Raw genomic sequence first — 13,049 nt, forward strand, 5'->3', positions numbered from 1 at the left:
CCATGAAGGACACCTTGCGACTGGAGCAGCGTGGGCCGATCTGGGTTGGCGAATTCCGCGCCATGGCCAGTCCCTGCGAAGTGCATCTGGAGCTGCGATCGAAGAAGCTGGCTCGCCAGCTAGTGACCCAAGCACAGAATGAGGCCTTGCGTGTCGAGAGACTCTTCAGCCGTTATCGCAGCGACAATGTCGTCCATCGTATCAACACGGCCGGGGGCAAGCCCGTCACCGTTGACGAGGAAACAGCGCGCATGCTGGATTTTGCCGACACCTGTTTTCATGCCTCGAACGGTCTCTTCGATGTGACTTCCGGCGTACTGCGTGAAGCCTGGACATTCGATGGTTCGGACAATGTCCCGTCGGCCGCTCAGATCGAACCATTGCTGGCACGTATCGGCTGGCAGCGAGTCAGCTGGAACAGGCCGCATTTCAGCATGCCGGCCGGCATGCAGATCGACCTGGGCGGTATCGGCAAGGAGTATGCGGTTGATCGGGTTCTGTTGATGCTGCGTGAACGATGTCCCGGTGCCTGTCTGGTCAATTTCGGTGGAGACCTGCATGCCTCGAAGCCTCCTCAGGCGACTGGAGCATGGTCGGTGGGTATCGAGTCGCGTCAGGGGGAAGACGATGCCTCCGCCAGCCTGCAGTTGCAGCGTGGGGCCTTGACCACCAGTGGCGATGCTCGACGCTATCTGCTCAAGGAGGGGGTTCGCTACAGCCATGTTCTGGATCCGATGACCGGTTGGCCGGTCGTCGGTGCCCCGGCAGCAGTGACAGTGGCCGGCAATACCTGCATCGAGGCCGGCATCATGTCGACCCTGGCACTGTTGCACGGGGCCGATGCCGAGGCCTTTCTCGAGCGGCACAAGGCACATTTCTGGGTCCAGCGCTGACCCTGAAACGACGACGGTCGATTCAACTCGTTGAATTTCCCGCCGATACTCTCTGCATGCCGCTCCCGATACCCGTCCCGAGGCCGTCACGCATGCCATGGCAGAATCGCATCTTCCGAGGTCGTTGCAACGCGCCAGCAGTCATCGCCTTGAGCATATTCATGCTGGCTCTGAGTGCCTGTTCCACCACGCAGGACATGTTCGAAGTTACCGAGGTCAAACCCTGGCAGCGCGGGGTGCTGGCACGGGATGACATGCAGCTGATCAACGATGCCATGGAGCAGGCCGTTGATGATCATGTCTATTTCTCGAAAGAAGGGTCTACCGGTGGGGTTGTGGTTCAGGGTGGAGGCTGTGGCTGCAATTGATGAGAAGCCTGCGCCAACAGTTGTCAGCGGCCAGTTGCGCCCTGCTTAGCGTCGGCATGGCACCGGTGGGCACAGCAGCGTCGACGGATGACGTGTCACGGCTCACCGGCAGTTCAGCGAGCTGGGAGCTGGATACCGCCTATCTTTCGTATCGCGAGTCGGATCAGCGAGTATCGGTGAACAAGGCGGTTGCCACGCTGGCGCGCGAGAATGAAACCACATCGATTACGGTCAGTGCCCTGCACGACACCATGTCAGGTGCTTCACCGACCGGTGCCTTGCGCGGCGACAGTCCGGCATCCACCGTGACCAGTGTATCCGGTGGCAACAGCCGCAACCGCCTGGACCATTCCACCAGTGAATTCAGCGATACACGCCGGCAGCTGGGACTGGGCGTGGAGCAGGCGCTTTCGCCGAGCTACACATTGAGTTACGGTGGCGTGGTATCCGATGAATCCGACCACGAGTCGCTGGGTATCAACTTGTCACTGGCGCGGGAGTCGGATGACAGACTGAGCACCGTCACGGCGGGCTTTGGCTGGATCGATGACAGCATTTATCGCAGTGATACCGGAGGTACGCCAGAGCCTCTGGGCAATGTGCAGCAACCGCGTCCGTTCAGCGAAGGAGGGCGCAGCACACTGGATACCCTGTTCGGAATCAGCCGGGTTCTGAACCGTCTGACCGTGGTCCAGCTGAACCTGTCGTTGAGTGCATCCGATGGTTATCACTCGGACCCGTACAAGGTCATCAGCGCAGCGGATGAAGATGGTCGCATCGTTGCCAATTTTCATGACAGCCGACCGGATTCACGACTGCGCACCAGTGTATTCGGCAAACTGGTGCATCAGCTGCGCGATACGCAACATTCACTGCATCTGGGGTATCGGCTGTATCAGGATGACTGGGGCATCCGCTCACACACGGTGGATCTGCGCTATCGTCATCGTTTGAACCGACAACGCTATCTGGAACCCCATGTGCGACTGTACCGGCAGAGCGCGGCCGACTTCTATCAGCGCAAGCTGTCGGTGGATGCCGGCTCCAATCCGCTGCTGCCCGACAATGGCCTCGCCAGTGCCGATTATCGACTGGATGCCATGAGCAGTGCCACACTGGGGCTGAAATACGGCGTCAGGCTCACTCCCGATACCGAGCTGCGTCTGCGTGCGGAATACCTGGATCAGCGCTTCAGTACCGCGGTATTCGATCGCAACTCCGCCCTCATTCTGCAGGCCAGTTTTCGCATCGCATTCTGATTACCGAGCAAGCCCCCGGGCTTCAGGCGATCACGGGCATTCCGAGCGGCGGTGTCCCCTGGCCCCGAGGTTGGCTATACTGGCGGCCAGCACTTTCGCCTTTCCAGCTGCTATCCGGATGCCCATGGCCACCCAACTCTCGGTCAATCTGAACGCCATCGCCCAGTTGCGCAATCGACGTGATCTGCCATGGCCCAGCGTCACGGGCATTGGCCGCATTGCCTTGCAAAATGGTGCGCATGGACTGACCGTACATCCCCGGCCCGACCAGCGTCATACCCGATTCACCGATGTGGCCGAGCTGCGAGCGCTGATCGATGAGGAGTTTTCGCAATGTGAATTCAATGTGGAAGGCTACCCGACCGAGGATTTCCTGCAACTGGTCGAGAAAAACCGGCCGGAGCAGGTGACACTGGTGCCTGATGACCCGGCGCAGGCGACATCGGACCACGGTTGGGAATTCAAGTCGCAGCACAACATGTTGGCGCCGATTGTCGAGCGCCTGCACAGCGGCGGCATGCGCGTGTCGCTGTTTGCCGATGCCGATCCAGAGCAGGTCAAGTGGGCGAAGGATACCGGTTGTGATCGGATCGAGCTGTATACCGGTCCCTATGGCGGCACCTACGATGACGAGGCTGCGATGCGTGCGGAAGTCGAGCGTCTGGGTGCCACGGCCGATGCCGCCAGAGCGCTGGGATTGGGTGTGAATGCCGGGCACGATCTGACCGTGGCGAATCTGCCTGCGTTGGTGGCTCGTATACCTTATCTGGACGAAGTATCCATCGGTCATGGCCTGACGGCCGATGCCGTGCAGTTCGGCATGGCCGAAACGGTAAAGCGGTTCCTGGCAGCCTGCGGCAACTAGCCTGAGGTCGCTCTGGCCGGTGTTTCGGGCTTGCGCTCACGTTCAATGGCACTTCCTTGACAATTCGGAGATGGCTTGATGAAGAAGACACTGTTGTTAGCAAGCTTGCTGGGTCTGTCGGCAGGCGTGACGAGCTCATCGCTGCTGGCCGCCGCCCAGCAGTACTCACTCGATCCGGAGCACACCACGGTTGCATTCCTGATCGAACACGTCGGTTATGCGAAAACGCTGGGATATTTTTCCGATGTGTCCGGCACCTTTAGCTACGATGACGAGACGGGGCAATTGACGGATGTCGTGATTACCGTCAAGACTGACAGCGTCCAGTCAGACCACAAGGCACGTGACAAGCATGTGCGCAGCAAGGACTTTCTGAACACGAAGAAATTTCCGGAGATGAGCTTCACGGCAGACAATATCGCTGTGCAGGGCGATGGAACAGCGGACATCGCCGGAGAATTGCAGCTGCTGGGAACGAGCCAGCCACTGAGTCTGACAGCGACACTCAACAAGGCAGACAAGTATCCGTTCGGGCACAAGCAGTTCACGCTTGGCGTGTCGGCACGTGGACAGCTGCAGCGCAGCGATTACGGCATGGACTACGGGGTAGCGAATGCGCTGGTAGGAGATGTGGTTGAACTGATCATCGAGACCGAGGCCAATCGGCAGCAGTAATTCTCATTCGAACAAGATCGAGAGACTGCCACGCAATGAGGCCATTCTCTGGCTCTGGATACTGTCATCGGGTTGCATGCCGTCGACCCACTGCGCGTCAGGCAGGCGAGCCAGCAGGGACGAGTCTCGACTGATGAAATGAATCGGTACGTCTCCGCTGGCCCCCCAGCCATTGATGATGGGTGGGGGTTGGTGATCACCGACCACGATGATGAGCGCGTCATCGGCAAATTGCGCGGCATACTCTCCGAGTATTTCCAGCGTGTAGTCGAAGGATCGGATATACATGTCCTGAACCCGGTCGCGGTATTTCCAGCTGATCGGTTCTCCGAAACGCTGAGAGCCATCGAACAGGGAGCCATCACCGATAGTGTCCCAATCCACCTTCTGCGGAAGTGGGGTCCATGGGGCATGCGTTGACAGTAATGCAAGCGTGGCCATGATGGGGCCGTCGTGTTGATGTCTCAGGGCCTGCTCGAAATGTGACAGGGTATATTGATCCGGCATGGTGACATAACCAAAGCGTTCACCGGCATAGCCCATGTCGGCAGCAACATGCAGTGATTCGTAGCCGTACCAGGCCCCTTCCGGCCAGGCCAGTTGTATCGCCGGCATGACGCCGATGGTATGCCAGCCTGCTCGCTGGAACAGTCTGCTCAGGGAATTGCGATCGGTACTGATCAGACGATCGAAGCGTGCCTGGTTATCGACTTCCAGCCCGGATTGCAAGGTGGCGTGTGCCAGCCAGCTGCGGCCGCCTCGAATCGGTGATGTCAGCCAGCCACTACGAGCCTTGAGACCAGCCTTCTCCAGTGTGTTTTCGGTGGTTGTCAATCGATTCCGCGCCGCGTCTGCGAAGCGCTCGGCGTCCAGATAACCCCGACCATAGGATTCCACGAAGACCAGTATCACGTCACGTCCCTGCAGGCTGGCGAATGTCGGCTCGCTCCGGTCCAGCACGGTATCCTCTTGCAGTTCGCCGATGAACAGCTGTTGATCCCTGATCGAGGCCAGCAGGCTGGTGATGCGTTGTCTGAATTCAGGTACGACTCGAGCGCTGATCGTGAACGATTCACGGCTCGGTTCGACCTTGTACAACAGGATCGAACCGATCATCAGACTGATCAGGCTCAGCGGAATGAGCAAGCGTCGTGTGCGTCCCCGGGTTTGTGCGATAGTAAGCAACCCGCGATACAGCAAGCCGGCCAGCAAGCCCAGAACCAGCAGCATGAGTAGAACCACCACTGCCGCCTCCAGCGGACCGATTGTTGTCGACGCGAGATTCCAGCCATCTGCCAGCAGGTGCATCTCCAGCAGTGGATTGAAGCGCCGATTGAATGCGAGAAAGGACCCCAGGTCGGCCAGTCGCAACAACAACAGCGATCCCAGTGTCAGGACCAGCACCTTGCCAAGCCAGTATGCGGCTCGTCCTTTAACCAACAGCAAGGCCAGCACGATGACCGGCATTTCGAGCGGAATCTGTCGCAGTGTGTCCCCATCGAATTCTCCGGGGTGTCCCGGAAACAGCAATGTCAGGTAGAGCAGCAGCAGCGAGAGACCGACTGCGATGAGCGACGAATTGCCGGATGCGGATGTGTCGAGTGACAGGCGCGAACCTGAAGTGACACGACCGTCTGGAGCCGGCGATGGCTCCGTGGGCTCGATCCCCTTGTCCCGAAGGCGTGTCTTGCGCATTGTGCTGACGGTCCTGTTATTGTTGCTCATTGCCTGGCTGGTCGATCTTCGAGCGGCAATGCGCCTGTTTGCCGAAGCGCAGTGGCGTTGGGTGCTGATGGGCTTGCTCATTGTCCAGCTGCAGATCGTGCTCTCTGCACTGCGTTGGCAGATCACGGCAGTTCGACTCGGCCAGGGTCTGAGCGTTCCCCGTGCCATTCAGGAATACTATCTGGCAACCCTGGCCAATCTGAGCCTGCCGGGTGGTGTCAGCGGGGATGCGGCCCGCATCTATCGTAACCGGTATTCGGCAGGCGCCGCGGCGTCGGCCAGAAGCGTCGTGATCGAACGACTGGCAGGGCAGCTTGCCTTGCTGCTGGTCGCCATCATCGGCTGGCTCCTGTGGCCCCTGCTGATGCACGATGCGACGCCGGAGGCGACTGCTCGAATACTGCTGGTGGCATTGTTGCTGCTCACAGGGCTGTGCATGATCGCCATCATTCTTCGCAGATTTGCTGGCGCAAAGGTGGCAGCATTGTTCGATGCGATGGGGACGGCCTTGCACCGTGTGTGGGTGGAAGACCGTCAGTGGCAGATTCAGTCCTTGCTGAGTCTGGCGGTGGTTGCGACCTATCTCGCCGTTTTTGCCTGTAGCGCATTGGCCCTGCATCAGGCTTTGCCGCTGGGCGGTATCATCAGCGTGGTACCGCTGGTACTGCTCAGCATGGTCATTCCCCTGTCCATCGGTGGTTGGGGCATTCGGGAAGCAGTTGCTGTCTCGCTGTGGCCGCTGATGGGGCTGTCGGTGGAGGCCGCCATCGGTACCAGCGTGCTGTATGGCCTGATATCCACTGTCGGTAGCCTGCCCGGGGCATTGTTGGTTCTGCGATCAACCGCGAGTGAATGACAACAGCCGGGTTGTTCATGAGGGCCGTGTGAGCAGCCAGTGCGTGTCGCGGACGAAGGAGGCTGAGAGAAGCAGGCAGGCAACCATGCCCAGAGCGGTGGACCAGGGAGGGGAAACCCATGGCGAGAGTATTGCGCATAGCGTGGCCAGCTGGACGACGCAGATCAGTTTGCGTCGAAAGGACGGGAACAGGGGATTGTCCAGCGCAGTGCATACGACACCTGCCAGCACGAAGCCGTAGCGCATGAGACCCAGCAGCAGAATCCAGATGCCGGTTTTGCCCGATTGCCATACCAGGACGCTGATGACCAGCGTCAGCAAGGCGTCGATTTCCATGTCGAAACGTGCACCGAATGCCGAGGCAAGGTGGGTACGCCGCGCCAGATAGCCATCCAGGCCATCAAGGGTCAGCAGCAGGACCGAGCACAGGGAGAGCAATGCCAGACCAGGCGGTGGCAGTTGGGACACGACCGGAATCCAGCCGGCAAGCAGCACGGTACCCGCTGCCCTGTACAGGGTCAGGACATTGGCTGCACCGAAACGCGCATGAGGATGATCAGGCAGTCCTTTCCAGGATAGCCAACAGATGACAAGCCATGGCAGCAGTGTCATCAGGATCATCTGCGCCAGGTTTGTCTTGTCTGCAGGATCTGCGATCAGTGACAATTCGACCCACAGGATGATCAGCATGCACAGAGAGGCAAGGCAACAGTGCTGAAGTAGCTGACGAGACAGGGTTGGAGCGGCAACCGCCACCTTCGACTCCTGAGGTGTCCTGTCTGTGCGGCGTGTCCGCACGGGTACTGCTTTCACACAAGGGACTCGACCAGACTATCCCCGTGCAAGAGGTGGCCTGCGCGTGTCCGTTTGGTTTCCAGATAGCGTGCATTGTGCATGTTCACCGGCGTGTGGGACGGCAGGCGGTCAACGACATCGATGCCCTCACGCTGCAGTGCCTCGATTTTCAGCGGGTTGTTGGTCATCAGCCGAATACGTTGAACATCCAGAGCCTTGAGCATGGTGGTGGCTGCCTGGTATTGTCGGTCATCTTCACCGAACCCCAGATGTTCGTTGGCCTCCAGGGTATCCAGACCCTCATCCTGCAACTGATAGGCGCGCAGCTTGCTGGCCAGCCCGATACCGCGACCCTCCTGGGACAGGTAGAGGATGATGCCGCCGCCTGCCGATGCCATGCTGTGGATGGCGCTGCTGAGTTGTTCGCCGCAATCGCAGCGCAGACTGCCGAGAATATCACCGGTGAAACAGGATGAATGCAATCTGACAGTGACTGCCTGACTGCGGTCCGGACGACCGACTGTCATCGCCACGTGTTCAGCCGAACCGTGACGTTCGCGGAAAACCGCCAGCTCCACACTGTCGGCACCGGCCAGTGGAATGCGAGTGCGGCTCAATGCCATCAGCTTCGAGGTGTCGGGTTCATGCAGCAGCGCATCGTCGACACTGGTACTCAGGATCGATCCTGGTCCCACCGGCAGGGCATAGCTGAGCAATGCCGGTAGAGTATGCGCCTGCCGAGCCAGACGCAGCGCCGCCAGCGAGGAATCGGCTGCAAGGTGCCACTGATCCTGCTCCGGTACGGACCGCCTAAGCGTCTCCAGCCCTGCCAGTTGCCGTACGGTGTGCAGTGGTGCCTTGGCAGGTAGAGACAGCACAGCCGCCCTTGAGCGAGCGGTGTGTCCAAGCACCTCGGCGCGGTTGGCAGAGAGGATCAGTTGGCACGGCCCTGCCTGTTGAATGGCTGCCAGCATGTCCTGGGTCAGGCTCTCGACCAGGGTGATTGCCCGGTTGCCGGCGGGGTCGGTGAGGACCACTTCGCGGCCTCGTTGCAGCTCAACGATGCACCGTTCTACTGCCAGTGGATCAGTCATCTGTTTGTCTTGAGTTCTGGAGCAGGTCATCCGTCTGGTTGCTGAGTCCTTGTGTTGAACACTATACGGTGAGACCGGAGAATTGGGTTACCAGGGTAAGGATTTACCCGATCAGTCAGCTTCTGATCATGCTTTCAGGCAACAGTTCCGAAACGTTCTTCGAGTGCCTGCCGTGTTGCTCTCAATGACCGATCAAGGTGCTCAGCTCCGGAGGTTTGCCTCCTATCAGACTGGTAACGCGAGCAGTCGATGCCATCAGCTCCGTGGACCATCCCTGCAACTCGCTGAGCGGGCAACGCTGATGCAGGCTCCATATGTTCAGGACAGCGATGGGTTCCGACAGGTAATTGAAAATGGGTGCCGATATGCCGACGAAATGGTCATATTCCTCGCGATCGTTGACCGCGAATCCGGTCTTGCGGACTTCCTTGAGTGCCTTGAGGTATTTGCTTGCGGAGGTGATCGTGTTGGCAGTGTATTTCTCGAAGTGATGTCCATCGAGTTTGGTCTTGATGGCGCTGTCAGGGCGAAATGCCATCAGGGCCTTGCCTGAGGCGGAGCAATGGAAGGGCTCGCGCATGCCCGGCTGTGGAATCGGGCCGATGGACTGCGGTGCTTCCAGGATCCGCAGATAGACGGTATCCGAACCGACGGGCACGCCGATGGTGACATTCTGGCGCACCAGCTTGTGCAGGCGCATCATTTCGTTCAGTGCCAGTATCTGGATGTCATAACCCTGGTAGGCGTTCTTGACCAGATCGAACAGTTTGGGACCCAGCAGGTAGGTCTTGCCTTTCTCGTCGTACTGGAGCACCCCATATTGCAATCCCAGTGCCAGCAGTCGATGCAGAGTGCTCTTGTGCAGGCCGCTGTCGGCAACCAGCTCAGAGAAGGTTCTGGGCTTTTTCGACTCACTGACCAGTGTCAGGACATGCAGTAATTTCTCTACTATCGAGCTTTTCATATTGTTGTATATCGCTCATTGTTCTGGTATCCACGGTTCGCGATATCCGGGCGCCCGGGATGTTCTACCGGCGCAGCTCATCGGTTGCATGGCACCACCTGACCAAATGCCAGGAAGTCGCCCGCTGGTGTGGTGATCGGGCAAGGTCGCCGGGTTGGTCAAACCGCCTGTTTCTCTGCCTCCTGGCAGATTCCCCGCTTCGATGAAAGGTGTCAGTGGCATTGACAATCCTTCGCAGGTGGTGTTCGAGGAGTCTCCTTACGCCAGCATTGTTGCTGCAGGGGAGGTCGAGTAATGCACTGCGGGTTGTCGCTGACAACCCGCAGTCTTGCAGACGTGATCAGCCCTTGCCTTTCCAGGGAACCAGAATCCTCTCGGCCCAGCGCATCAGCATGTCGATGCCGAAGCCGATCACGCCAATCAGGATGATGCCCATGATGACGATGTCGGTATTCTGGAACTTGGAGGCGGTCATGATCATCATGCCGGCACCCTGTTCGGCGGCAACCAGCTCGGCCGCCACCACGGTTCCCCAGCACACACCCATGGCCACACGGGCTCCGGTGAATATCTCGGGCAGGGAGTTCGGAATGATGACGTAGCGCATGATCTGTTTCTTGTTGGCACCGAGCGAGTAGGCGGCGTGAACCTTGGAAATCTTCACGCCGGAAACACCGGAACGCGCGGCAATGGCCATGATCCACAAGGCTGCCAGAAACAGCAGGATGATCTTTCCGGCTTCGCCGATACCTGCCCAGATGATGACCAGAGGAATCAGGGCAAGTGGTGGAACCGGTCGCATGAATTCCACGATCGGATCAAACCAGCCGCGAAACCAGTTGCTCAGTCCCATGGCATAGCCCAGCGGTATCCCGACCAGAGCGCCCAGCAGGAAACCGACAATAACCCGGAACAGTGAGTAGCCCAGATGCTCGGCAAGGGTGAAATTCCTGAATCCTTCACTGGCGATTTTCACGGTGCGCTCCCATACCTTTTCGGGGGCCGGCAAGTACAGCGGTTCCATTTGCCAACCGCGCGTCGGTTCGAAGTTCGGCGTTCCCTTGTCGGAGAGTGTCACGGTACCGCCGTCGACATCGACGCTGGCGCCGGGACTGATGGCCTGGCCGTCGATGGCAACGACTTGCAGTTTGTCGCCATCTGATGCTTCATCGTTCCTGATGACATTGATCAGCTTCGTTCGCCATTGGGCAACACTGGTCGAATCATTGAGGGCGAAGCCCTCACCCGGTTCGATTTCCGGCGCGCTGGCAGAGGCTTCGCGAGGGTGTACCAGAACGGTGACCGTCGCATCGTCGGTTTCCCGAGCCTGGTTTTGCGCTGTATAGGTGAAAGTGGCGGTGCCTTCGAATGGTGCCGGGGCATGCAGGGATGCCGGCAGCAGCGTCGAGCCGGTGAATATGCCCCATAGCAGAAACAGCGTTGCGATGGAAATCACGCTGGCAATGCGGTTGGGTCGTACGGCGCTCTCGTCGCCGAAGGTCACGGTTTTTCTTGAAGAGAAAACCCGTTGATGCGCACCTGCAATGAGTTTGGTGACGATCAGGTAAGCGACAGTGAATATGGAGACGTAAATCAGTAGAGGGATCATTGCGCGGCCTCCGTTGTACCCATGATTTCCTCTTCCATGTCCCAGATCATGTTCAGAATCTCCTCTCTGGTTGATGCAAAATCAGGGTGCTTCTTCACTTCTCTCAGGTCCGATTCCACGCCGAGTTCGGCAAATGGCAGCTGGTACTCCTTGTGTATTCGGCCTGGTCGTGGTGCCATGACGATCAATCGCTCACCCAGCAGCAACGCCTCTTCCACCGAGTGCGTGATCAGAATGATGGTCTTGCCGGTCTCCTTCCACAGCTTCAGTACCAGGCTTTGCATCTTTTCGCGGGTCAGTGCATCCAGTGCGCCCAGAGGCTCGTCCATCAGGATGACATCGGGGTCATTGGCAAGGCAGCGAGCCAGGGCGACACGTTGCTGCATGCCACCGGATAATTCATAAACCGCCTTTTCCTTGAACTCGCGCAGGCCGACGACATCGAGCAGATGATTCACCACAATGGCCTTCTCCTTTTCCGGAGTGCCTTTCATCAACAGCCCGAAACCCACGTTCTCCCTGACTGACATCCACTCGAACAATGCCCCTTGCTGAAATACCATGCCGCGTTCGGCATCGGGTCCCACGATATCGTGATCGTTCAATACCAGCCGCCCTTCGGTAGGGGCAAGGAAACCGGCAACGATATTGAGCAAGGTTGTCTTGCCACACCCGGATGGGCCGAGCACGCTGAGAAGTTCCCCTTTGTTAAGCGTCAATGAGACGTCCTTCAGTGCATGCACTGTCTCGCCGTTGGGGATGTCGAAGCGCATCGACAGATGTTCCAGAATCAGTTTACCCACACCAATCTCCCTTGACTGCCAGAGTCAGAGCTCTGTTACTCGTGTTCATCGAATGAAGAAGTGACCGGCGCCACGAATGTGGCGCCGATGGCAGAGCCTTGTTTACATGTCGTGGGCTGCCTGCAAGGGACCGATATTGACTGCATCGACATAGCTGTCGAGAGCCGAGTCGATCGAACCGGCTTCGACGAAGACATCGGCAACACCCTTCATGAATTCGGCCGCATTGCCACCCAGCCATTTCTCGGACAGCTGTTCTTCGACGGACGGGAATTTCATGGTCGAGATGGCACTCTTGGCGGCCTCGAGATCCATGCCGGACCCTTCAGCGATGAGTGCCAGCATGTCCTCATTCTGATTGGCGTTCCAGTCTTCGTTGGCGGCCGCAGTCACGGACAGGAACTTCGCCACCAGCTCACCGTTCTCGGCGATGAAGGATGCTGGTGCCGTAGTGACATCGAATACCAGTATGCCAAGTTCTTCCTTTTCTTCACCTGTCAGCAGTGAGTTGCCATACTCTCTCATGCGGGTCAGACCACCGCCGTAACCACAGGCAAAATCCACAGCGCCCTGCCCCAGTGCGGCAGCGCCTTCCGGTGGTGCCATGTCGACAATCTGCAGGCTGGCCAGGTCGATACCGAAGTGGTCCATCTGACGCAGAAAGCCATAGTGGGCAGCGGTACCCAGCGGTACGGCGACTTTCTTGCCGGCCAGTTCACCGGCGCTGTCCTTGTCGATTTCAAGGTCTGCATTGATGATGCAGTTGTCGTTGTCCGAGTAGCTGACTGCAACATCGAGTACTTGCAGATCCTGCCCACCGGATGCGGCTACCACGAAGGGAGGTACGCCCTGTGAGACAGACAGGTGAACATCACCGGATGCCATTGCAGCACTCATGGCGGTGCCGGTTTCGAAGGATACCCATTTTACCGGTATGCCCAGAGCCTCATCGTAGGCTCCGGAGTCCTTGGCAGCGATCATCGGCATGGGCCATTCCAGAAAGTATCCGACGGTCAGTTCGTCAAGGTCCTGAGCCATGGCCACTTGGGTGGACAGGGCTGACACCGTGCCCACAATCAGTGCGCGTGTAATACGAAAATTCATATCTTTCTCCTAGCGAGGTCATTAGCTGGCCTTGGGCCG

Annotated in this window: 13 protein-coding genes; 6 read left to right on the plus strand and 7 right to left on the minus strand. The window is 58.6% G+C overall.

Annotated elements, in window-relative coordinates; all coding sequences use genetic code 11:
• The first annotated feature begins 2 nt into the window (after positions 1-2).
• The 5 genes from ACUNV4_RS20430 to ACUNV4_RS20450 all read left to right on the plus strand — a co-directional run bounded on the left by ACUNV4_RS20430 (position 3) and on the right by ACUNV4_RS20450 (position 4,060).
• Positions 3-893: an FAD:protein FMN transferase gene (locus ACUNV4_RS20430; RefSeq protein WP_430880463.1), complete on the plus strand. Its 891-nt coding sequence runs from the start codon at positions 3-5 to the stop codon at positions 891-893.
• 92 nt (positions 894-985) lie between these two features.
• Positions 986-1,261 (plus strand): DUF4266 domain-containing protein, encoded by a 276-nt coding sequence (locus tag ACUNV4_RS20435; protein ID WP_430880464.1) that lies wholly within the window; start codon positions 986-988, stop codon positions 1,259-1,261.
• Positions 1,261-2,520 carry a DUF3570 domain-containing protein gene (locus tag ACUNV4_RS20440; RefSeq protein ID WP_430880465.1) on the plus strand — a complete coding sequence of 420 codons (1,260 nt, stop codon included), beginning with the start codon at positions 1,261-1,263 and terminating at the stop codon, positions 2,518-2,520. Before ACUNV4_RS20435 ends, ACUNV4_RS20440 begins: the two co-directional genes overlap by 1 nt.
• Before the next feature lie 124 nt (positions 2,521-2,644).
• The gene (locus ACUNV4_RS20445) at positions 2,645-3,385 is read left to right on the plus strand and encodes a pyridoxine 5'-phosphate synthase (RefSeq protein ID WP_430880466.1); all 741 of its coding nucleotides are present in this window, start codon (positions 2,645-2,647) and stop codon (positions 3,383-3,385) included.
• 78 nt (positions 3,386-3,463) lie between these two features.
• The gene (locus tag ACUNV4_RS20450; protein WP_430880467.1) at positions 3,464-4,060 is read left to right on the plus strand and encodes a YceI family protein; all 597 of its coding nucleotides are present in this window, start codon (positions 3,464-3,466) and stop codon (positions 4,058-4,060) included.
• Between the two features lie 3 nt (positions 4,061-4,063).
• On the opposite strand, the gene ACUNV4_RS20455 is transcribed toward ACUNV4_RS20450, so the two are convergent.
• Positions 4,064-5,755: a sulfatase-like hydrolase/transferase gene (locus ACUNV4_RS20455; RefSeq protein ID WP_430880468.1), complete on the minus strand. Its 1,692-nt coding sequence runs from the start codon at positions 5,753-5,755 to the stop codon at positions 4,064-4,066.
• On the opposite strand from ACUNV4_RS20455, the gene ACUNV4_RS20460 reads away from it, so the two are divergent.
• On the plus strand, positions 5,730-6,641 hold the full coding sequence (locus ACUNV4_RS20460; RefSeq protein WP_430880469.1) for a lysylphosphatidylglycerol synthase transmembrane domain-containing protein: 912 nt from the start codon (positions 5,730-5,732) through the stop codon (positions 6,639-6,641). The two genes, ACUNV4_RS20455 and ACUNV4_RS20460, sit on opposite strands and share 26 nt — an antisense overlap.
• 15 nt (positions 6,642-6,656) lie before the next feature.
• On the opposite strand, the gene ACUNV4_RS20465 is transcribed toward ACUNV4_RS20460, so the two are convergent.
• The 6 genes from ACUNV4_RS20465 to ACUNV4_RS20490 form a co-directional block, all read right to left on the minus strand.
• Positions 6,657-7,454, minus strand: a complete 798-nt coding sequence (locus ACUNV4_RS20465; protein ID WP_430880470.1) for a CDP-alcohol phosphatidyltransferase family protein — start codon at positions 7,452-7,454, stop codon at positions 6,657-6,659.
• A complete protein-coding gene (locus ACUNV4_RS20470) occupies positions 7,451-8,530 on the minus strand; it encodes a GTP cyclohydrolase II (protein ID WP_430880471.1) in 1,080 nt (359 codons plus the stop codon). The genes ACUNV4_RS20465 and ACUNV4_RS20470 overlap by 4 nt, the downstream gene beginning before the upstream one ends.
• Before the next feature lie 181 nt (positions 8,531-8,711).
• On the minus strand, positions 8,712-9,494 hold the full coding sequence (locus ACUNV4_RS20475; RefSeq protein WP_430880472.1) for an IclR family transcriptional regulator: 783 nt from the start codon (positions 9,492-9,494) through the stop codon (positions 8,712-8,714).
• Positions 9,495-9,834: 340 nt separating this feature from the next.
• Positions 9,835-11,103, minus strand: coding sequence for an ABC transporter permease (locus ACUNV4_RS20480; RefSeq protein WP_430880473.1), 1,269 nt, complete (start codon positions 11,101-11,103; stop codon positions 9,835-9,837).
• Positions 11,100-11,906, minus strand: coding sequence for an ATP-binding cassette domain-containing protein (locus ACUNV4_RS20485; protein ID WP_430880474.1), 807 nt, complete (start codon positions 11,904-11,906; stop codon positions 11,100-11,102). The genes ACUNV4_RS20480 and ACUNV4_RS20485 overlap by 4 nt, the downstream gene beginning before the upstream one ends.
• 102 nt (positions 11,907-12,008) lie before the next feature.
• Positions 12,009-13,010, minus strand: coding sequence for a taurine ABC transporter substrate-binding protein (locus ACUNV4_RS20490; RefSeq protein WP_430880475.1), 1,002 nt, complete (start codon positions 13,008-13,010; stop codon positions 12,009-12,011).
• Positions 13,011-13,049: the final 39 nt, after the last annotated feature.

The organism is Granulosicoccus sp. 3-233, assembly GCF_052681095.1.